Raw genomic sequence first — 20,991 nt, 5'->3', positions numbered from 1 at the left:
TTAATTGCTAAATTCGGAATAAAGAAAAATTGCAATAAAAAGCGAAACACAAATGATAAGGCTGCCCATAAAAATATTATAGGAAATACGAACCAGCCTGTACTTTTTATGTAGCACTAATCCTAGAAAATAGAGATCAACCGACATATTATCATAAAGCATATTTTCATTTTTTCTGAAGGTGCTCAGGCGTTTCACAAACTCTTCGCGAAGCAGTGAAACGAAGTTGCCAAAAAACAGAATGCTGGACTGCCGGCTATAAAGTTTTTCCTTATCCACATTAACGTGCGTAACGTTGGGCCGGGCAGAGAGAATGGCGAATACCAGGGAAATGGTGGATCCCACAAGCAAAGCCAGGATGGGTAAAGTGTACCGGACATGTTCCAGCGAAGTATCAGAGAAAAAGGTGAAACCCGTGCTCATCAGCGTTACGATGATGGACATGATGATGGTATTGATACTGATCATCATATTGGCTTTGGCATCAGCGATTGAGCTCAGGCTGATGTGATTGTCATAAGCCGTGCGGTACATGGTTTCTATTCCGCGGCCAAGTTTGGTACGTTGGGTTTTGGCTTTACGCTGTTTCGCAAGGTTTTTGGCTCTGCGGCCGCCATATTCATTTTTTGCGTAAAGCGTATAAAAATCAGTTTTTTGCAAAAAATTGAACTGGATTTTTTCCCATTCTTTGTTTGAATAATGAAGATCCAAAAAGTGCTCAAATTCGGTTCTGAGCAATTCTCCGCGCCTGAAGAAGCGTTTCTTTCCGATGTGAAGATTGTCAGCATCGTGAATTATTTTTTCGGCAAGGTCTTCCGGCTTTTGATCCTGCTGCGTACTGAGGATTATTTTACGCACCCGGTCAATGCGCTCCTCCGGGTAGCTCTGCTCTTTCAGAAACCGTTCGGCAAATTTTACGCTTTCCGCTTCATGGCCGGTGTAAACCTGCGTATATCCGGTGTCATGAAACCAGGCCGCAATAAGAAGGTCCTCCTTTTCCTGTTCCGGCAGGTCCGTAGCCGAAGCTATTTCTTCACAGGCTTCCACAGTTTCGCGGGTATGCGTATAGTTGTGGTATACGTGATGAGAAGAAAGTTCCTCCGTCAATAATCTGGTTACGAAATCTTTGGCTTCGTTTACAATATCCTTCTCTTCTGCCTCGGTGGTTGTATTGGCTGTTCTGTTCACACTTTCAGGGTGTTTCTTCACTATTATAATTGTATGATTATTTTTTTGTTGAATACGTAAGGCATATCCGTTATAAATTACCAGTTTTAAAACCAAATGTTTAACAGGAGCAGAGGAAAGTAAAACCACAACTTCTGAAGCCATGAGATGTTAAAGAGCGATTTAATCTATGCCGAGAAAATATTTTATTAATAACCGCGACAGCTTTCTAAACATCTTGTTTTTTGTGTCAGCATGGGTTCTGGCAGGGAATCTTTATGCCTTTTTTAAATGGTATGGATTCTCTGAATATTCACCCATTCTTGCTGATACTTACAGCTATAGTGTGGTGCTTCTGCACCTGCAACTCACGCTGGGAGGATTCCTGCTTGGTCTGATTACGGGCTTGGCTGATAACCGGATATTCGACCCTTCGATGCGCAAGAAGCCCCTCTTCTACATTATTCTGTTGAAAGCACTTTTTCTCATTGTCACCATTGTTTTTGTTGTCCTGCTGCTCTTTATGATTTCCCAGGTATTGGTGAAACAGAACGCCCTGGGCCATCTCATTCCGTTGGCTGCTGACTTTTTTCTGAGCCGGTCATTCATCGCTATCCTGGTGTATTGCAGCTTTTTCAGCTTTATTATCAGTTTCACCCGGGAGGTATCCCGAAAGCTCGGCATCAGGGTGATATGGAATATGCTCACCGGAAAATATTATCAGCCGATTACCGAAGAGAGTGTATTCCTGTTTATAGACCTGAAATCATCCACCACGTATGCTGAGGATCTAGGCCATCTCAGGTTCAGTATGCTCATACAGGATTGCTTTTATCACCTGGCCAGGGTGGTGAGGAAATGCCATGCTGAGGTCTATCAATACGTAGGGGATGAGGTAGTACTGACATGGCGGGTGAAAAAAGGACAGATTGATGTTCAACCATTCAGCGCTTTTTTTGCCTTTGAAAAAGTACTACAGCTAAATGCAGGTTATTACAGGAGTAAGTATGGTTTTGTACCGGTTTTTAAGGCAGGGATGGATGCCGGATTTGTTACCATAGTTGAGGTAGGGGAGATAAAGTCGGAGATCGCCTATCATGGAGACGTGCTGAATACGGCAGCCCGACTGGAAGGACAGTGCAACGTGTTCCATAAAAAGCTGCTTATTTCTGAAAATGTAAAATCAAAGCTGCCAGACCATATTCCCTACACAATGGAATTGATCGGTGATATTGATTTAAAAGGAAAAAACAAAACGGTAAAAGTATATGCCGTTGAAGAAAAGGTGGGTTAGTGTTTCAGTGTTCAGAGTTCAGTGTTCCGAGTTCCGAGTTCAATATTCACTGCTCACTCTTCACTAATTCACTGCTCACTACTCACTACTCACTGTTCACTATTCAGCAATATCCTTCAGCTTTTCCTTTAGCATCAGATAGGTTTCCACCTGGGCACGGTGCTTTTTCTTGCCGCCATTTTTATAAGGATTATCCTGAATTCTGTTTATTATCCGGGCTTTGGTGTTGTCCCGTAATTGCAACTGGAGAATGTCCCATACCTCCTGCCAGACCTGAGGATCGTAAATGGGGAACATCACCTCCACCCGGTGGCTGAGATTGCGTTTCATCAGGTCAGCAGATCCTGCATACATAATGCGTTTTCCGTGATGGCAGAATACGAAGACCCGCGCATGTTCCAGCATTTTATCCACAATGCTGATGATCTCAATATTTTCACTCAGCCCTTTTATGCCCGGTTCGAGGCAGCAAATTCCACGAACGATCATACGGATCTTGACACCGGCCCGCCCGGCTTCGTAAAGTTTCGCGATCATAGATGAATCTTCAAGGCTGTTCATTTTCAGGATCGCCCAGGCTTCCCGTCCCTGTTTTGCTTCGTTTATTTCAAAATCCAGATACTCCTCGATTTTACTGCGCAGGTTGAAAGGAGCTACGAGCAAATGCCGATGCTTCGGTGGGGTTTGCGGCTTTTGCAGAAACTGGAAAATGCTGCCCACTTCATCCGCCAGTCGCGGATCAGAAGTGAGGAGGGCATGATCACAGTATATACGTGCATTTTCCTCATTAAAATTGCCTGTGCCCAGATAAGCGTAGTTTCTGGTTTTCCCATCAATTCGTTTGCTTATCAGCAGCAGTTTGGCATGTATCTTCAGCTCTGGCAGGCTGTAAATGATCTTTATCCCACCTTTCTCCATTTCGCCCGCCCAGTAGAGGTTGGTGGCTTCATCAAAGCGGGCTTTCAATTCCACCTGAGCCACTACCTTCTTTCCTTTTTCAGCAGCATAAAGCATGGCCTTCACCACCCTGGATTGCTCAGCTATCCGATACAAACTGATCCTGATCTCTTTAACGTCAGGATCATCGGCAGCCTCTTCGATCAACTGCCGCACGTAATCGAACGACTGGTAAGGGAAGTGCAGCATCAGGTCTCCCTTGTCAATTTCGGCCATCAGCGTATCATATTCCTGAAGCCGGGGATGGGCCAGTGCCGGCATTTTTTCATACATCAAATCCGTCCGGCCAAAGTTGGGAAAGGACATCAGTTCGTCAAGATTGTGATAGCGGCCTCCCGGAGCCATATCTTCCTGCGCTACCGTAAAAATTCTGCGGAGTGTTTCCAGAAAATCCTCCGGCATTTCCTGGTCGTAGAGAAAACGAATGGGCATTCCGGTAATGCGCTTCGATAGGCTTTTGCGGATCTTATCGGCCAGGTTACCAGAGTATTCATCATCAATATAAAGTTCGGCATCACGTGATACCTTGATCGCATAAATATCGCGGACCTCTATTTCCGGGAAAATTCTGCGGATGTAAAGCCGGATCAGGTCATCCAGAAAAATGACGTAATTTTTTCCATCCAGTGCAAACGCCCGGAACCGCTGAATGCCGGGAGAAGGAATGCGGATAAGAGCAATGCTGTAAGATCCGTATGGCGATCCGGCTGAGGCCATCTTCAACTGGCAGGCGAGGTAGTTTCCTTTGTTTTGAAGAAAGGGAGGCTGCTGCGGATTTTCCACAATGACGGGCCGCAGGTAGGGCTGAACCTGACTGGTAAAATAGGCGCGCATTTGTGATTCGAGGTTCTTGGGTACCGAATTTTCATCCACCAGAATTATAGCGTTCTCCCTGAGTTCAGGAAGGATGGTTTGGGAAAATACGTGGCCGAACTCCACCTGTTGCTCATATACGCGCCTATGAATTTCCTCCAAAAGATGGGTAGGCTCGTCCGGAAGTTTTTTTATCGTTTTTGTTTTCAGCTCCATGAAAGCGCGGAGGGAGGCTACCCGTACCCGGTAAAATTCATCAAGATTGGAGGAATAAATTGCGAGAAATTTAATGCGCTCAAACAGCGGCACTGTAGGATCTTTGGCTTCCTGAAGCACACGATGGTTGAAGGAAAGCCAGCTTAGCTCGCGATTATAGTAGGTTTCATTGCTGATCATCAGATCTTCCAAAAGAAGCCGGTTTATCGGGTTTAGATGTATATTCTCTGAAAAAGAATTTTAGGGCTAACTGTTTAACCGGATCAGGATATGAAGGCGGGTGAATTCTCTACATATAGCAAAAAGCAGTACAACTGTCTTCGCTCGTAATAAGCCCTTCATCCAGGGTAAATACCTGGTAGTCAATCCGGAGATAGTTGTCGCTCAGCGATCCGGAACCGCTGAACTCAAAGTAGATATGAGGCACAGCGGAGATCTCTACCTGCTGGATGGGGATGGTGAGTTTACGCCCCGTAATCAGGGCCTCCAGGACAAACCCTGTCTCGTACAGGCCATCACCTCTTATCTCCACCTTGTTTCCGGAGCCTGTTTTTACGATCTCAATATGATAAAATGCAGAATCTTTATCGCAATATTCATCTACTTCGTACCGGCCAGTAAAAGCATCCCGCTCGTCAGGGCCCGTGTCCTTTTTACAGCCGCTATACAAGATCAGGAGTGCCATGATCAACAGAAGATATTGTAGTTTCATTGTCATTAAATTTTTCAAAAAAATGAATATTCACTTTAAAACAGGCCGGAATTATTGAGAGAACAATGATCCTTTTTTTTAACGGTCAAAAATAGCGCTAATGCGTTGTTTCACGGAATAGCCCTCATCTTTTGTCCTCTTTAAAATGCAAAATTATGAAGGAAAAAATTCTCATATTCCGATCTTTGCATCGCAGTAATCAAATGCTTGATTATTATTTTAATGAGAATCAAAAACAGGAGAAATGTCAATTTACAGGATAAAAATTTGGCTGGCCGATAATGAAAGCGTGTACCGGAAAATTGACATCCGGGGCAGTCAGAATTTTGAGCAACTGCACCAGGCGATCCTGAATGCAGTGAATTTTGATGAAGGACAATTGGCGTCATTTTACATATCGGATGAGGATTGGGAGCAAGGTACAGAGATCACGCTTCTGGAGATGGGCGATACAGATGAGGAAAACGAACTGCTGGTCATGAGATCAACAGAACTGGATCATATTGTAGGCGAAAACTTCAACCGCTTTATTTATGTATACGACTTCGTGAATATGTGGACATTTCGCCTTCAGGTGCTTGAAACACTACCTGAACAGGAGGGACTGAATTATCCAATGGTAGTAGAATCAGAGGGAGCCGTTCCGGAACAGTATCCGGTTGAGACAGACCTGACCCACGTTAGTGAGGACGAAGCCAGCCTCATGAACGCGCTGAGCCGCAAGAACCGCAAGCAGTTCCTCTTTGACGAAGAAGAAGAACTGGAGAACGATTTTGACGATCCTGATAATCCCGGATTTGATGAACTGGACGAAGACACCTATTATGATGACCTCGACAAATACTAGCTTCCGGTAATATTGCTGCGAACACACAGGCTTGCAGCGCTCCACTGTACTATTACGACATCTTATCAGTCATCGCCCCACAAAATATCTCATAGCGGTTTGCGGCCCCACCGCTTCAGGAAAAACCGGGCTGGCCGTAGAAATAGCGCGCCAATACCAGACATCTGTGCTTTCGGCTGATGCACGGCAGGTGTACCGCGAAATGAAAATTGGAACCGCTCCGCCTACTGCGCGTGAACTCAGCGCAGTTCCCCATTACTTGATCGGCAACAAATCCATTGCAGAAGATTATTCTGCCGCGGCCTATGCCCGGGATGCGCTGAACGTGTTAGAGTCGCTTTACCAGGAAAATGACTTTGCCGTATTGTGTGGAGGCTCCGGTCTTTATATTCAGGCATTGCTGCAAGGGTTTGATTCCATTCCCGCTGTAAGTCCGGAAATCCGCCAGCAATTGCAGCAGCGACTCCTGCAAAACGGGCTGGAGGCGCTGCAGCAAGAACTCATGGAGGCAGATCCAGCGGGCTACCGGCAGATAGAGATACAAAATCCGCAGCGGGTACTCCGGGCGCTGGAGGTATCACTGGGAACGGGCCGGCCTTATTCCGCCTTCTTAGGGAAGGAGCCGCTGGAACGGCCTTTCACGCCCATCAAACTCGCAATCGAATGGCCCCGGGAGGCGCTGTATGCGCGCATTAACCAAAGGTGTGATGCCATGCTGGAGGCCGGCCTGCTGAAAGAAGTTGAGGCACTCCTTCCATTCCGGCAGCATCAGGCGCTTCAGACGGTCGGATACAAAGAATTCTTCGATTATTTTGATAGCAAATACAGTTTTGATGAAGCCGTGCTGAAATTCAAGCAGCACACCCGCAACTACGCCAAGCGGCAATTGACCTGGTTCCGAAAAGACAAGACTATGCGTTGGTTCGGCCCGGAGGCATGGGGGAAGACTGTTGGCTGTTAGCCGTTCGCCTTTAGCTGTTGGCCATTGGCATTTTGCAATTAGCCTTTCGGAATAAAAACGGATTAACTTTCAACGAGGTTTTATCTGAAATACAATATTATCAGGATGTTGAAAGGCGGGTTTTTTTATACTAATTGTAAAAATGTCCATGCCAACTGCATTGAGGCTAAAGATATAAATTTCATCAGGCAAGAAACACAAGCGATGTGACCTGATAATAATCAAAAAAGTTTTAACTTGCATTGTAATACGTATGATTCCCTGCCGGTTACAGGTTGTGGCATTCATTTCGGTCATCAAAAACGGCCATCCCGTCACAGGGTGCGCCCAGCAGGGGCTAATACCAGAATTTTTCGCTAAATCAATTAAAGCAAAAAAGTCATGAAAAAAGCTCTAACTATAGCCGCAATGATTTTAATGAGTGTTATTGTCACAGCACAAACTCACTCCTGGGAACTAGCCTCAAAGGTAGATTCGGCAATCGCTTTATTCGGAGTTAAAGTGCAATCAGACTATGCTTATACCTGCGGCACTTTGAGCGGGGAATTTGGTTCTCATGGGGTGATATGGCGAACGGCAGATAACGGGGATACCTGGAACAGGGTTTTTGTGGTTATTGATTCTAATGCCAATACAAACATGCATGCCCTGGATTTTTGGAAGGATGATATGGGGCTATGTGTAGGGAATGACCCCTATATTACCTCTTCGTTTGTAGGAAAAAAAGCACAAATCTGGAGAACTACTGATCATGGATCTAACTGGGGACCTCTCAATCCAATTATTGGTGGCTTTGCGGAATTCAGAACAATCCATGATGTTCATACACCCTGGCCGGATTTACCTTTTGCCTACATAGCTGCGGACGATGGAATTGTTGGCTTATCTGATAACCGGGGTGATACTTGGGCCTTTGTCAAATTAGCCGACACTTTATCTGCTGTAAATGCAGTTCATTTTATAACTCCTGAGGTTGGCCTGGTCTGTAATGACAATGGAGAAATATATCGCACAAATGATTCAGGCCATACCTGGATGTCAGTATATTCTTCACCCTTTTTTGGTTTAAATGATATTCATTTCAATGGTGCTGTGGGAATCTGTGCCGGAGGTGCTTCTAATCTTATCACCTCTGCGGATTCGGGGCAAACGTGGTCGGCTTTGTCAAATCCCGACATGGATTTTTACAATACTGCGTATGTCATCTGCCCTGAAGATATTCGTGGGGCGGGTGAAGATGGAAATGAAGTAGTTTATTCTGTAGATACCGGAGCCTCTTTTATGAATTATCTTCTTCCTTCAGGTTCCGGAGGAGAATGGATACATAAAATGGACTTTTATGAGAGTAAAGGAATGGCCGTTGGTACAAATGGATATGTCATCAGAGGAAACGGAAATGAATGCCTGAACACGGGAATAGATAACCCGGCAACTGCTCACAACCTTAAACTATGGCCTAATCCTGCTGAAAATATTCTGAAAATCAGCTTAACTGACATTGACATAGAAGAGGTGCAAATCTATTCTCTTGAAGGAATTCGATTTGATTTCGGGTTACAAAAAGAAAATAGCGTCTATCAATTGGATATCAGACAGCTCCCGGCTGGAATATACCTGATCCGTATAAATAAATCCATAGCTAGGAAATTTACTAAGATAGATTTTTAAAATCAGGAGAAATTATTATCCACATGAAGAACTTTATTAGTTTATTAAGCTAACGGGGTGGACCCTGTAACGGCCTCTTTATCTCGCCCTTAAAATTGGTTTACACAAAAAGATTTGAAAATGAAAATAGAAAGTAAACCCACCTTAGGCCAATGGAGAAAATACCTCATCTAACCGGTAATTATAAGATAGATAATCTTTTATTTCAACATGGAAGTGGTAGATATTGATTTGGCTGTATGTTGGGAATGAGAGCACCTGAAAATGTGCTGTTTATCTCTCCATCATGTTTAAAGTGAAACAAATTTTATAAAACACATACTGTTGTTTTTCAAAGATTTAGACCGGACATTAAATTTTTGAACCAGCAAGACCTGGCATCAGGAAACCTTTTCGTCTTTCTCCTCGTCTCTTGTATATCAATAAGAGAAGAAGCCAGAGCCATGAAGAGCTTTAACCAAATTTATAAATCAAAGGGGAAGAAGCTCTATCTAATATTGTTTTATATCCTGATCCTCATGTTAATATCCGCGTACCAGGCCAAAGCTTCTCACCTGATGGCATCCGACATTCAGTGGCAGTGCTTAGGCGACAGCACCTACCGGATCACCATTGCCATATATCGCGACTGCAATGGACAGGAATTAATCCATGGGTCAAGGATAAATATTAACGGGATCAATTGTGATTTTAATCGGAGCGTGGTGGCTATCATGGCGTCACCAGTGGATATTACCCCTGTCTGTGCCGGGATTTGCACCCGGTGCACCAGGCCTTGTAATTTTCCTTATGGTATTCAGAAGATTCTTCTCACAACTATTGTGGATTTTAGCGATGTGGATTGTTGCCAATTTGAAATTAGCTGGCGGATGAATGCCAGAAATGGCATAATTACTACGGGAATGGCCAACCAATACTTCTTTATCAGCGCTATGTTGGATATATGCAACGCGCCCTGTAACAATTCACCGGTTTTTACCAATATGCCGATTGGGATGGCCTGCATAAACCAATGCATCATTTACAATCAGGGCGTTACGGATGTGGAGGATGATTCGCTCGTATATAGCTTTACGCCCCCCTTGAGTAATAGTACCATTTCCGGCAGTTACCTGCCTCCATTTTCATTTACCCGGCCCCTTTATTTCGATGGATTTCCTATCGCAGATCATACTTTTAACCAAACTACATGTCTGGGTTTTCATCTTGATTCCATGAATGGTGATTTAAAATTTAAACCAACACAATCACAGGTAACCGTAATGGCGATCAAAGTAGAGGAGTTTCGCAACGGACTAAAGATAGGTGAAATTAGGCGCGATTTCCAATTGATCATTATGCAATGCCCGGCAAATGACATTCCCGTCCTCAGCGGCATCAACGGCACATCTCAGTATTCCGTTGCCACATGCCCCGGTCAGCAAATATGTTTTGATATTTATAGCGAAGATGAAGATGTGGATGATTCCTTAACGATGAGTTGGAACAATGGAATACCGGGAGGAATATTTACTAGCACCACGGCAAAAAGGCCGGAAGGAAAATTTTGCTGGACACCAAATGAGAACCACGTAAGACAAGCTTCATATTATTTTACAGTAAATCTGAAAGATAATGCGTGTCCGCTGGTGGCAACCACAGCCAGTGCATTCTCAGTATCAGTAAAACCTGCACTTGCAATACAGGCCCCCAACGATATCTGTGCCGGGAGCAATATAAATTTCCAGACAGATGCAACTCATTTTTCTGCCATACAGTGGGAAAGTTCAGGCAATGGCACATTTACGTTTGTAGATAGTTTTACCGGCACTTATGAACCCAGCCAGGCAGAGATTGATACAGGCTTTGTAGCACTCCGGGCTTACAGTGCAGATAGTTCAATTTGTCTTGAAAGATCGGATGAGACTATCATTAACATTCATCCAATTCCCGAAATTACTTTTACCTCCGATGGCGAGGAGATTTGTTCTTTGCCACTTAAAGTTCAGTTCAGAAGCGAGGGGAAAATCAGCCGTGGGAGCATTAGTAGTTACGCATGGGATTTTGGTGATGGACAGCAATCCACAGCGGCCCATCCTCAAATCATTTATGAAGATCCTGATATATATTCTGTCAACTTAGAGGTAGTTTCCGATCAGAACTGTTCTGCTGCCAATACAATTGATATCAGGGTAAGGCCCGTGGGTACGATTAAATTGGATGCCCCAAAAGAAATATGTGCAGACAACAAAATAAATTTCAGTGCAGAAGTAAGCCACCTGGATTCATTACATTGGGAAAGTTCCGGCAGCGGCACATTTGCTTTTATAGACAATTTTACCGGCACTTATGAACCCAGCCCGGCAGATATTGATACCGGTTCTGTAAAGCTCAGGGCTAATAGTGAAGGGCGTTCAGGTTGTCCAATGATATCAGAAGAGCTTATTATAGACATTCATCCTATTCCTGAAATTTCCATTGCATACGATGGAGATGTGAGTTGTTCGGTGCCGCGCAAACTTCAGTTTATTAATGAGACGTTCATAAGCCGAGGGAGCATCAGCAGTTATGAATGGGATTTTGGTGACGGACAGTTTTCTACTGAAACCAATCCTGCAGTAATATATGAAGTACCTGGCTTATATACCTTGAGATTAAAGGTTACTTCCGATCATAATTGTACGGCTGAATATATTCATGATGAACCTTTTCGAATTAGCGTGCCGCCCGTGGCAGCATTTGATGCCGATCCTGAAAGGACATCCATCGTTTATCCACAAATCAATTTCATTAATAATTCAACCCAAACTATTGATCCCGAATTTGAATGGAATTTTGGTGACTACCTGACCGGTGATGGTGGAAGATCAAAGGAATTTGAGCCGCAATACAGTTATCGTGACACAGGTCAATTCCGTATTCAACTTGTGGTAATAAATAGCAACGGCTGTGAGGATACCGCGTATCAGGAAATTTACATTTACCCGGAGCTACTGGTATATATTCCAAATATTTTCTCTCCAAATGGATTGGGGCCTCATCAGAATGAAGTGTTCAGGCCTTCCGTGTTTGGGGCGGCTGAGTACCTCTTCCAGGTATATAACCGGTGGGGCGAAAAGCTCTTTGAATCAAACGATCAAGAAATGGGATGGAACGGCAATTTCAAAGGACATCCATGCCCGGAGAATTCCTTTTTGTACGTTTTAAGGATTAAAGACATTGAAGGTAAAAGCTACCGGTATACCGGTACGGTTACCGTCATCCGATAAAACCACTGACGATATTGGGCGTATTGTGGCAACGAACTACCATCTAGTTGTGGTTTGATGTCTCTCTATATAAGAAAATGTATGGTTATTAATTTGAACTGTTTTCATAAGATTAATCTTTATTACTTCGGATATTTTTGGTTAGACCTGATTGAACACTATTGGCGTTACCGGAAGGAAAAGGATACCGGATAAATATGTGCGGAAATTCATGGGAAAGTTTTAGCAACCAGTAAACATGTCATAAGCATAACAGTCAAGAAAATTGGTTCTGCACCTTCATTCCAAGAATTTGCTGACCGGGATTTAAATCCTTGGTGATTAATACAGAGCAGTTGGCCCTGTTTGCCGCAGCCACAATTAATGCATCCCAAATTGAAAGCTGCTGGGTAAGCATAATATCCAGGGCAATTTGAACCAATGAAAGGGTGTTTCAACAATTTCGAAACTGTCAAGGTATGTCAGGAATATCTTAAGGTACTGAACCGGGTAATTGAATTTTTTTAAAAGAATCGCACTCACCTCTTTCACCACTTGAGTAGAAATAGTAATGGTATTCTCCTGCTCCAGTCTTTTTAGCAGGCTTGCGCTTTTAACCTGCTTTTGAGTATCACTTTTATCAAACAAACAAACAAATAAATAAACACATTGGAATCTATGAATACTTTATTTTTCATACGCATTTTCACGATTCCATTTATAGTTCGCTATTACAGCGGTTTTTTGTGCATGTTCGATAATGGCATCAGCCACTGATGATTCCTCTTTTTCAACCTGACGCTTCAGCAAATCGCGTATCATCTGGTTCAGGGTGGTTCCGTGCCTGCGTGCATATTCCCGGCTTTTTCTCAGTAAATCTACAGGCATACTTAGCGTTACATTTTTCATGTGTACACATTTTATGTGGAAAACATAGCAATAAACAGACGGAATATTGAATGAAACTTCACACGGGATCATACGAATACAATATCATCCCTTGCCCATTTTTCATTCGTAACCTCGCGTAAATTTTTGTCCATGTTTGTTAAATTTAGACATCAATATTAATTTATTATGAATGTAAGTCTTACTGATAAGCAGAAAAAATACATTGCCCGGCAGCTTGAAGAGGGGACCTACCAAAATGCGAGCGAACTGATTCGTGAGGCGCTGCGGCTGCACCATATTTTAGCCAGAATGTGTCAATCAAAACCCATTCATATCGGACAAATATGTCCTAATTAGATATTATTCTTATCTTTGCAGTGGAAAATTATTAAACATGTTCTCAAAAGCGTGCGAGTACGGCATAAAAGCAATGATCATCATTGCGCAGGACCTTAAAGGAAACCAGTGGGTGAGCCTGAAGGAAATTGCGGGGAAGATCAACTCTCCGGTGGCATTTACGGCCAAGATTCTTCAGATCCTCAGCAGGGAGGGGCTGTTGCTTTCGAGCAAAGGGGCTTCCGGAGGATTTCAGCTTTCTGCTCCTGCCCGGGAAATCAACCTCGCCCATATCGTGATCGCAATTGATGGAAATGGCGTCTTTACGAAATGTGGGCTGGGCCTGGAGCAGTGTAATTCCCTTAAACCTTGCCCGGTCCACTTCAAGTTTAGCAAGGTGCGCGAACAGCTCGCTGAAATGATGTACAATACCAACTTGGAGGAGCTGTCGAAAGGCTTGAAGGAAGGCATGAGTTATTTAAAAGTGTGATTTTTTTTGGAACTAATCAGGATAAAATTGTCCGATAAAAAAATACTAAAAATTATGAAAGCAATGGAAAATAAACCGATTGGCGAGCTGGTGGCTGAAAATTACAGAACCGCCACAGTATTTAAGAAATACAAAATTGACTTTTGTTGCCAGGGTGGGCGTACGATCAGCGAAGCCTGCGAGCGCAAAGGTGTGGACATTACCATGCTGGTAACCGAACTGCAGGAAGCAATGCAGAAGCCGGATGCATCCGTTACCGATTTTCAAAGCTGGCCGCTGGACCTGCTGGCCGACTACATTGAGAAGAAGCACCACCGGTGTGTGGAGCAGCGTACGCAGGAGATCAAGCCTTTTCTTGACAAACTTTGCCGCGTTCATGGCGAACGCCATCCTGAACTCTTTAAGATCAACGAACTCTTCACTATCTCAGCCGGAGAACTGGCGCAACACATGAAAAAAGAAGAGCTGATCCTGTTCCCTTATATTCGCAAGATGGTAAATTCCGGAAAACCAAATCCCGGAATGGAGCAGCCTCATTTCGGCAGCGTGAAAAACCCCATTCAGATGATAATGCACGAGCATGACACTGAAGGCGAACGTTTTCGCCAAATCGCGGAACTCAGCAATGATTATAACCCTCCGGAAGATGCCTGCAATACGTATAGCGTAACCTTCGCATTGCTCAAAGAATTTGAGGATGATCTGCACCTGCATATCCATCTAGAGAACAACATCTTGTTTCCACAGACCATAGCCAGAGAAAAACAATTGCAGGAAGCTGAATCAGAAACCGCGAGTTGAAGGACGATTTCCGTCATAAGAATTAAGGAAGATGAGAAAAGCTATAACGGTGGCAGTAATCCTGCTGCTGCCGCTGTTGAGCGATGTCCGGAACGTTGATAGCTGGATCACAAGCCCCGGAGTTATAGGGAGTTTAAATTTGTTGATTCTGGTTCTTCTATTACTAGAAATTTTAATTATTTGAAATTTTAAAAAATGGCACCAATCAAACGACATGAAGCATTGAAAACCCTGAGCCGTGATCACCACCACGGTTTATTGCTTTGCTTTAAAATAAGACAGGGTATTAAGAACGGCACTTCATTTAAGGACATCAAAAAGTATCTGGATTTCTTTTTCGAGAACCATTTAAGGGCGCATTTCCGGGAAGAAGAAGAGCATGTTTTTCCGGTATTAGGCAACGACCATCCACTGGTGAAAACAGCCCTGAGCCAGCATCGGAGCCTTGAGACGCTCTTCACCACCGTGGACGACCCCGGGCGCACCATTCCCATTATTGAAAACGAGCTGGAGCAACACATCCGGTTTGAGGAGCGGCAGCTTTTCAATATAATACAACTAGAAGCCACCACTGAGCAATTAAAATATCTGATGAACGTTCTGTCCCACGAAACGCATGATCCAGACAAGGATTGGCCAGATCATTTCTGGAAACAAAATTAATCGGCAATGGAAATAGGGTTTGAAATATTGACTTTATTAAGGCCGGTTTTAGCACCACCAGACTATAATTGTGGATTGATTGAAAAGAGAGATATTTGATATTTCATCCGCAGTCATTTCCTTCAGCATGTTCCGTTGTGGATTGATTGAAAAGAGAGATATTTGATATTGTGCTAAATCGGCATTTATAACACATAATGGTTGTGGATTGATTGAAAAGAGAGATATTTGATATTAAAATGGAGGAAGCAAAGCAACTGGGCGCGGTTGTGGATTGATTGAAAAGAGAGATATTTGATATTCGTGACGGTGTTCACAGAGACACCAAGAAAGTTGTGGATTGATTGAAAAGAGAGATATTTGATATTAGTTTTCCTGACGTCTGCTAAAGAATCAGAGTTGTGGATTGATTGAAAAGAGAGATATTTGATATTTTTTATTGCGTTCTGGAATGCTGTGTATGCGTTGTGGATTGATTGAAAAGAGAGATATTTGATATTATTATCAGGCTAATGGAATACGTAGACTTAGTTGTGGATTGATTGAAAAGAGAGATATTTGATATTATTATCAGGCTAATGGAATACGTAGACTTAGTTGTGGATTGATTGAAAAGAGAGATATTTGATATTACCAGAAATTCTACATCCTGGTCTTCCCGTGTTGTGGATTGATTGAAAAGAGAGATATTTGATATTATGGCACTACTTCAAAGACAGGGGTGGTGCGTTGTGGATTGATTGAAAAGAGAGATATTTGATATTGATGACGCATCAGTTAATAGCTGGATCAAAGTTGTGGATTGATTGAAAAGAGAGATATTTGATATTAGTATTTCAGCAATTCCCTTCATGTCCGAAGTTGTGGATTGATTGAAAAGAGAGATATTTGATATTATACGATGTTTCAGGCGGTGACGCGGTGTTGTTGTGGATTGATTGAAAAGAGAGATATTTGATATTGGTTGAGCCAGGAGCGCCTTTGGCGGCTTGTTGTGGATTGATTGAAAAGAGAGATATTTGATATTCATCGATCTGGCGGTGGTTTACCTGCGCCTGTTGTGGATTGATTGAAAAGAGAGATATTTGATATTCCACAGCACTTCGGGACCAAATCGCAACGTGTTGTGGATTGATTGAAAAGAGAGATATTTGATATTTATTCAACCCATTCACAGCGAGGTACACAGGTTGTGGATTGATTGAAAAGAGAGATATTTGATATTACTCGCATATTTCACCACCCCCGGCATCCGGTTGTGGATTGATTGAAAAGAGAGATATTTGATATTAATGGTCGTCCTCGTCAACAGGTGGTTCCTGTTGTGGATTGATTGAAAAGAGAGATATTTGATATTAAATCCGCTGGAAGGTAGATGTTAAAAACAGTTGTGGATTGATTGAAAAGAGAGATATTTGATATTTCTGAAATCCATGCCTTTATAAACGATGCTGTTGTGGATTGATTGAAAAGAGAGATATTTGATATTTATTGTGGAAAGTGTATCTGCACCGGAACCGTTGTGGATTGATTGAAAAGAGAGATATTTGATATTAACGCTCCGACCAATGTCGGCAACTTACCTGTTGTGGATTGATTGAAAAGAGAGATATTTGATATTCCGTCCGCCACCGGCCGGTAATTAGTCATGGTTGTGGATTGATTGAAAAGAGAGATATTTGATATTCAAAATGGTGATGCCCAGGGCGATCACGTGGTTGTGGATTGATTGAAAAGAGAGATATTTGATATTGTGCAGCCATACCCTCCTGTCCCTGTCTCGGTTGTGGATTGATTGAAAAGAGAGATATTTGATATTAACAGTCCGAAACGACATCCTATATACCGGGTTGTGGATTGATTGAAAAGAGAGATATTTGATATTTACCACGCTGTTGTCGAAGTTGAACCTCTGGTTGTGGATTGATTGAAAAGAGAGATATTTGATATTTACGTTGCTAAATAGGCAGCCAGGTTGTCTGTTGTGGATTGATTGAAAAGAGAGATATTTGATATTCCGTTCAATTTCAGCATCAATCAGGTCCCGGTTGTGGATTGATTGAAAAGAGAGATATTTGATATTTTCATCTTGTCCAGGATGGCCTGACCCTCCGTTGTGGATTGATTGAAAAGAGAGATATTTGATATTCAATATCGGTTGGAGCCAGGCTGACTTGCAGTTGTGGATTGATTGAAAAGAGAGATATTTGATATTCCCAGAGCCATTCGATGGAGCCGGTTGAGTGTTGTGGATTGATTGAAAAGAGAGATATTTGATATTATTGGTATTTTATAATATAGGGCGTGTATTGTTGTGGATTGATTGAAAAGAGAGATATTTGATATTCGAGGTACTTTTTCATGGCAGTTGCATCTGGTTGTGGATTGATTGAAAAGAGAGATATTTGATATTCCGGGTTCTCGTTCACCCTTCGTGCAGCCAGTTGTGGATTGATTGAAAAGAGAGATATTTGATATTCCGCACGGCAGCCTCCTCCTTGCCGGAGCCGTTGTGGATTGATTGAAAAGAGAGATATTTGATATTACGCGGCCAAGTTCTTTGACGCCCGTCACCGTTGTGGATTGATTGAAAAGAGAGATATTTGATATTTGTCAGAGCATATAGTTATTGCAGAGGGCGGTTGTGGATTGATTGAAAAGAGAGATATTTGATATTAGATCATCATTCGCATCATGCCAGCTATGCGTTGTGGATTGATTGAAAAGAGAGATATTTGATATTTCCATCAATATATTGCCTCCTTGTACTCTTGTTGTGGATTGATTGAAAAGAGAGATATTTGATATTGCTGAAGCAATGCCGCGAATACACCGATGAGTTGTGGATTGATTGAAAAGAGAGATATTTGATATTGGGCATTCACCTTCACGCTGTCCATAACCGTTGTGGATTGATTGAAAAGAGAGATATTTGATATTTGGATAGAAGCAGCCCTCTACTTTATTAGGGTTGTGGATTGATTGAAAAGAGAGATATTTGATATTTGTGCGCAATATTTCGAGAATAGCGCCACGGTTGTGGATTGATTGAAAAGAGAGATATTTGATATTTTTAGATTCAAATTCTTCCCAGCTTTTGGAGTTGTGGATTGATTGAAAAGAGAGATATTTGATATTCACACCTGGGATTTCCATGCAAACCCTGATGTTGTGGATTGATTGAAAAGAGAGATATTTGATATTCCCTGTGGTGGTCAGAAAGTGGGCTAAAACGTTGTGGATTGATTGAAAAGAGAGATATTTGATATTCGATGATCATGAACGCAAAGAACTATGGCTGTTGTGGATTGATTGAAAAGAGAGATATTTGATATTTCTTTTTTAATAATCTCCTGTTGATTTCTTGTTGTGGATTGATTGAAAAGAGAGATATTTGATATTAATTCCACACATGCTTTGATACGATGGGCCGTTGTGGATTGATTGAAAAGAGAGATATTTGATATTGAATTTTCTCCAGCAGATCCCGGAGTTTGGGTTGTGGATTGATTGAAAAGAGAGATATTTGATATTTGACCAAGGCCACTTTATCATTAAGATCAGCGTTGTGGATTGATTGAAAAGAGAGATATTTGATATTAGCTCCCATGATAGTTAAAAGACTTTCCTTGTTGTGGATTGATTGAAAAGAGAGATATTTGATATTGACGTGGTGGATGCTGATCAGGCTGTGTTGGTTGTGGATTGATTGAAAAGAGAGATATTTGATATTATCACCCGCTGTTGCCGGTTCTGTTTCAGTGAGTTATAGGAGGTGGTAATTGAACAGAAATGAGGAACAGATAAGCCTTCTTGGCCGCTGTTCCTCATTTTTTCTATTGGGCGGAGGAAGAGGGATGCGAACCACTACCGTCAGAAAAGCTCCAACTGCCGGGCTGCCGGGGCCAGCGGCTCCTGCTCTTTTCCCCAGAAGTTGGTGATCTGCCCGTACTGTTTATCCGTAATGCGAATAATGCTGACCTGGCCCTTGGGCGGTAGGTTGGCCTGCACACGCTTCTGGTGTACATCAGCATTTTCGCTGCTTGGACAGTGGCGGATATATACCGAAAACTGCATCATGGAAAAGCCATCCTTCAGGAGCTTTTTTCTGAAAACGCCATAATTCTTCCGGTCTTTCTTAGTATCGGTAGGCAGGTCAAAGAATACGAACAGCCACATGATCCGGTAAGCATTAAGCCGCATAGGCTGATGGAATTTTCGGGTACTTCACAGTCTTTCGCTGCCCCGTGAAGCATTGTACAAGCGAAGAAGTGGTTTGCGAAAGGCCCACCATCAGCGGGCTGGTCATCTTGTTGATCGCAATGTCACAGGTAAGTACCTCCAGCAATCGCATCTTGTTTTCCTGCGAGAGGTACGTGTCAATATCACCGGCTTCCCAAAGCCCATATACGATGTTGTCCACAAACGGGCGGTAAGGTTCCATTATGTCATCTGCCAGGCAGAAGGCATTGTATTTATTATGATGATGAATGCCGAGCGCAGGCAGCAATCCTGAACCGGCCAGTGCCCGCGCCACAGCCGCCCGTAGTACCGCATAGCCATAATTCAGTTGATCATTCGGAGCCGGGCCAAACCGCTCCCGCCTGAAGCTATCTAATTCAAACAAGCGATACCAATACACCTTTGCAGCACGCGCCTCCATATTGGTGGTGTCGCCACTTTTTACCTGCGTGGCAAAGCGTTTCAGGGAAGTGCCATCTTTACCCAGGCGCTCCAGCAACAGTGCCTGATTGGTGATCTTGGCCTTTATGGTCTGCTGCCAAAGCTGCTTCTGCAGTGGCATCGAAGCCTCGAGCTGGTTGCGGTACACTTGGTTCTGAATTGTGTTGCCCTGGAAAGGATGGATCAGAGCAGCGGGCAAATGCTTGTCATCACATACCATCACCGAGCAGTTATTGGCGCTCAGCTTCTGCAGCACCGCATGGGTGTATGTCAACTGCGGATGATCCAGGATCACGAAGCCAATATCTTCTACCGGAACCTGGCGCTCTTCACCGGTTTCCTTGTTTTGCACCAGCAGTTGATCAAGTTTGATGGATAACCGGGCAGGATTGCTGAAGTAGATGGTTCGCTTGATCATGGCTTATTTCGATATTTATGAATATTCTGAAGCATATCTACATCGGCTCTGTCCTGCGGCCTGCCGCTCATTAGCTTATTCACAATTAAATCCTGAAAGTGAATAACCGGCACTTCTATATCTTCAAGTTTTAGGATTACATGATGCTGAAATGCTTCATGAAACTGCAACCCTGAAGCTTTGGTCATAAAATCAACTCGTGCCTCATTTTTTCCAATATGAAATGAGTGCGCTTCTGAAAAATTTAGCTCTTGGACCCGCATTATACTTTCTGCATCAAAACCATAATCTTCAAGCAGCGATAAGAGACTTTTCTTGTTGGCATTGTCAGGCTTTAGCCAAATATCTAAATCCGCTGTATAGCGGGGATAGCCATGATAATTCACTGCATAGCCGCCCACAAGCAGGAAGGTGACCTTTCCGGTCAAAAGATCTTCTAACAGCTTTCTATGGGCATCGGAGAGAATATTCATGACTAATCAAAATATACTTGGCTACCCCAAACATTTTGCGAGGTATTCAGGTGGGGGTAAGCTCTGGTACGCATCTCAGTCACCGTAGTGAGTGCTTCCTCTGGAGTGAACCTCGCATAGCTTTTATAGTCATACTCATTCATTTCCTCGAAAGAACTGAAGAAGGTAATCTTGTTAGGATAGCCTTTGGTCAGCGGTTCTTCTGCCCTAGAAGGTTCAACGGACTTTGGGTTGGATGACTTTTTGTTTTTCATGATAGCGTTGAATTTTGCCATTGGGGGTTAGGTGTATCTTAATTGGATTCACTTCCTTCCACCTATCGGGTGTGTAATCGGAACTCTGTCCGGGCAGCTTCCTGGGCGGGGGCGCCCCCG

The 20,991-nt window shown here is 43.1% G+C and carries 16 protein-coding genes and 1 CRISPR repeat array; of the genes, 9 read left to right on the top strand and 7 right to left on the bottom strand.

Translation table 11 applies throughout. From position 1 onward, the window contains the following. Positions 1–1,209 carry a Pycsar system effector family protein gene (locus WD077_07300; protein ID MEX0967027.1) on the bottom strand — a complete coding sequence of 403 codons (1,209 nt, stop codon included), beginning with the start codon at positions 1,207–1,209 and terminating at the stop codon, positions 1–3. 148 nt (positions 1,210–1,357) lie between these two features. Between WD077_07300 and WD077_07295 the strand changes: the two genes are divergently transcribed. After that, positions 1,358–2,461, top strand: a complete 1,104-nt coding sequence (locus WD077_07295; GenBank protein ID MEX0967026.1) for an adenylate/guanylate cyclase domain-containing protein — start codon at positions 1,358–1,360, stop codon at positions 2,459–2,461. A 99-nt stretch (positions 2,462–2,560) separates the two neighbouring features. Here WD077_07295 and ppk1 read toward each other — a convergent pair whose 3' ends face one another. Beyond that, the gene (ppk1, locus tag WD077_07290; protein MEX0967025.1) at positions 2,561–4,639 is read right to left on the bottom strand and encodes a polyphosphate kinase 1; all 2,079 of its coding nucleotides are present in this window, start codon (positions 4,637–4,639) and stop codon (positions 2,561–2,563) included. A gap of 97 nt (positions 4,640–4,736) precedes the next feature. Continuing rightward, entirely contained in the window at positions 4,737–5,159 is a 423-nt protein-coding gene (locus WD077_07285) for a hypothetical protein (protein MEX0967024.1), read from the bottom strand. A 244-nt stretch (positions 5,160–5,403) separates the two neighbouring features. Between WD077_07285 and WD077_07280 the strand changes: the two genes are divergently transcribed. The 4 genes from WD077_07280 (at position 5,404) to WD077_07265 (ending at position 11,883) form a co-directional block, all read left to right on the top strand. Beyond that, the gene (locus tag WD077_07280) at positions 5,404–6,006 is read left to right on the top strand and encodes a hypothetical protein (GenBank protein ID MEX0967023.1); all 603 of its coding nucleotides are present in this window, start codon (positions 5,404–5,406) and stop codon (positions 6,004–6,006) included. A 31-nt stretch (positions 6,007–6,037) separates the two neighbouring features. Beyond that, positions 6,038–6,967, top strand: a complete 930-nt coding sequence (gene miaA / locus WD077_07275; protein ID MEX0967022.1) for a tRNA (adenosine(37)-N6)-dimethylallyltransferase MiaA — start codon at positions 6,038–6,040, stop codon at positions 6,965–6,967. Between the two features lie 381 nt (positions 6,968–7,348). Then, positions 7,349–8,635 carry a T9SS type A sorting domain-containing protein gene (locus WD077_07270; GenBank protein MEX0967021.1) on the top strand — a complete coding sequence of 429 codons (1,287 nt, stop codon included), beginning with the start codon at positions 7,349–7,351 and terminating at the stop codon, positions 8,633–8,635. Between the two features lie 359 nt (positions 8,636–8,994). Continuing rightward, positions 8,995–11,883 (top strand): PKD domain-containing protein, encoded by a 2,889-nt coding sequence (locus WD077_07265; protein MEX0967020.1) that lies wholly within the window; start codon positions 8,995–8,997, stop codon positions 11,881–11,883. A 666-nt stretch (positions 11,884–12,549) separates the two neighbouring features. Here WD077_07265 and WD077_07260 read toward each other — a convergent pair. Then, positions 12,550–12,771, bottom strand: coding sequence for a DUF6364 family protein (locus tag WD077_07260; GenBank protein ID MEX0967019.1), 222 nt, complete (start codon positions 12,769–12,771; stop codon positions 12,550–12,552). A gap of 168 nt (positions 12,772–12,939) precedes the next feature. Here WD077_07260 and WD077_07255 point away from each other — a divergent pair, with 168 nt between their 5' ends. The 4 genes from WD077_07255 (at position 12,940) to WD077_07240 (ending at position 15,043) form a co-directional block, all read left to right on the top strand. Beyond that, positions 12,940–13,110 (top strand): type II toxin-antitoxin system ParD family antitoxin, encoded by a 171-nt coding sequence (locus tag WD077_07255; GenBank protein MEX0967018.1) that lies wholly within the window; start codon positions 12,940–12,942, stop codon positions 13,108–13,110. Between the two features lie 37 nt (positions 13,111–13,147). Beyond that, entirely contained in the window at positions 13,148–13,579 is a 432-nt protein-coding gene (locus WD077_07250) for an Rrf2 family transcriptional regulator (protein ID MEX0967017.1), read from the top strand. Positions 13,580–13,633: 54 nt separating this feature from the next. Beyond that, positions 13,634–14,380: an iron-sulfur cluster repair di-iron protein gene (gene ric, locus WD077_07245; protein ID MEX0967016.1), complete on the top strand. Its 747-nt coding sequence runs from the start codon at positions 13,634–13,636 to the stop codon at positions 14,378–14,380. Between the two features lie 195 nt (positions 14,381–14,575). Beyond that, entirely contained in the window at positions 14,576–15,043 is a 468-nt protein-coding gene (locus WD077_07240; protein ID MEX0967015.1) for a hemerythrin domain-containing protein, read from the top strand. A 67-nt stretch (positions 15,044–15,110) separates the two neighbouring features. Continuing rightward, a CRISPR array of direct repeats spans positions 15,111–18,776; the repeat unit is 36 nt; unit sequence GTTGTGGATTGATTGAAAAGAGAGATATTTGATATT. Between the two features lie 140 nt (positions 18,777–18,916). Here the strand turns inward: WD077_07240 and cas2 are convergent. From cas2 to WD077_07225, 3 genes are read right to left on the bottom strand one after another with little or no spacing between them, the layout of a single operon-like run. Further along, on the bottom strand, positions 18,917–19,246 hold the full coding sequence (gene cas2, locus WD077_07235) for a CRISPR-associated endonuclease Cas2 (protein ID MEX0967014.1): 330 nt from the start codon (positions 19,244–19,246) through the stop codon (positions 18,917–18,919). Then, a complete protein-coding gene (gene cas1 / locus WD077_07230; GenBank protein ID MEX0967013.1) occupies positions 19,236–20,144 on the bottom strand; it encodes a type II CRISPR-associated endonuclease Cas1 in 909 nt (302 codons plus the stop codon). The genes cas2 and cas1 overlap by 11 nt, the downstream gene beginning before the upstream one ends. Beyond that, complete coding sequence (locus WD077_07225) at positions 20,141–20,617, bottom strand: nucleotidyl transferase AbiEii/AbiGii toxin family protein (GenBank protein ID MEX0967012.1); 477 nt, start codon at positions 20,615–20,617, stop codon at positions 20,141–20,143. Before WD077_07225 ends, cas1 begins: the two co-directional genes overlap by 4 nt. Positions 20,618–20,991 lie beyond the last annotated feature (374 nt).

It is taken from the genome of Bacteroidia bacterium, assembly GCA_040880525.1.
Lineage (GTDB): Bacteria > Bacteroidota > Bacteroidia > CAILMK01 > JBBDIG01 > JBBDIG01.
Note: the sequence above shows the minus strand (reverse complement) of the source record. Positions and strands in the feature narration are given on the sequence as shown.

Excerpts from the sequence above, each read along its gene's own strand:
- WD077_07295 (MEX0967026.1), top strand. The coding sequence starts at position 1,358 with ATGCCGAGAAAATATTTTATTAATAACCGCGACAGCTTTCTAAACATC.
- cas2 (MEX0967014.1), bottom strand. The coding sequence starts at position 19,246 with ATGCGGCTTAATGCTTACCGGATCATGTGGCTGTTCGTATTCTTTGAC.
- WD077_07240 (MEX0967015.1), top strand. The coding sequence starts at position 14,576 with ATGGCACCAATCAAACGACATGAAGCATTGAAAACCCTGAGCCGTGAT.
- WD077_07225 (MEX0967012.1), bottom strand. The coding sequence starts at position 20,617 with ATGAATATTCTCTCCGATGCCCATAGAAAGCTGTTAGAAGATCTTTTG.
- WD077_07255 (MEX0967018.1), top strand. The coding sequence starts at position 12,940 with ATGAATGTAAGTCTTACTGATAAGCAGAAAAAATACATTGCCCGGCAG.
- WD077_07260 (MEX0967019.1), bottom strand. The coding sequence starts at position 12,771 with ATGAAAAATGTAACGCTAAGTATGCCTGTAGATTTACTGAGAAAAAGC.
- WD077_07285 (MEX0967024.1), bottom strand. The coding sequence starts at position 5,159 with ATGAAACTACAATATCTTCTGTTGATCATGGCACTCCTGATCTTGTAT.
- WD077_07250 (MEX0967017.1), top strand. The coding sequence starts at position 13,148 with ATGTTCTCAAAAGCGTGCGAGTACGGCATAAAAGCAATGATCATCATT.
- cas1 (MEX0967013.1), bottom strand. The coding sequence starts at position 20,144 with ATGATCAAGCGAACCATCTACTTCAGCAATCCTGCCCGGTTATCCATC.
- WD077_07270 (MEX0967021.1), top strand. The coding sequence starts at position 7,349 with ATGAAAAAAGCTCTAACTATAGCCGCAATGATTTTAATGAGTGTTATT.
- WD077_07280 (MEX0967023.1), top strand. The coding sequence starts at position 5,404 with ATGTCAATTTACAGGATAAAAATTTGGCTGGCCGATAATGAAAGCGTG.
- ric (MEX0967016.1), top strand. The coding sequence starts at position 13,634 with ATGAAAGCAATGGAAAATAAACCGATTGGCGAGCTGGTGGCTGAAAAT.